At 51.8% G+C, this 303-nt stretch carries 1 protein-coding gene; it reads left to right on the top strand.

What is annotated here, in order from left to right; all coding sequences use genetic code 11:
- Positions 1-303: bacterioferritin (gene bfr, locus A3754_RS06745; protein WP_063519152.1), on the top strand; the 303-nt coding region annotated here is incomplete at both ends.

Below are 303 nucleotides of genomic sequence, written 5' to 3'. Positions count from 1 at the left end.
GTTCCTCAACCGTGCACTCGGCAATGAGCTGGTTGCCATTAACCAGTACTTCCTCCACGCCAAGATGTACCAGGATTGGGGCTTGCAGGCACTCTATGCCAAGGAATATCACGAATCCATCGACGAGATGAAGCATGCGGACATGCTGGTCGAGCGCATTCTGTTCCTGGAAGGCATTCCCAACCTGCAGGATCTGGGCAAGCTGATGATTGGTGAAAACACCAAGGAAATGCTGGAATGCGATCTCAAGCTTGAGCAAATGGCTGTGCCAGACCTGCGTGAAGGCATTGCTTATTGCGAATC

Source organism: Alcanivorax sp. HI0083 (assembly GCF_001635175.1).
The sequence above is the reverse complement of the archived record's forward strand: the minus strand, read 5'-3'. Positions and strand labels throughout refer to the sequence as shown.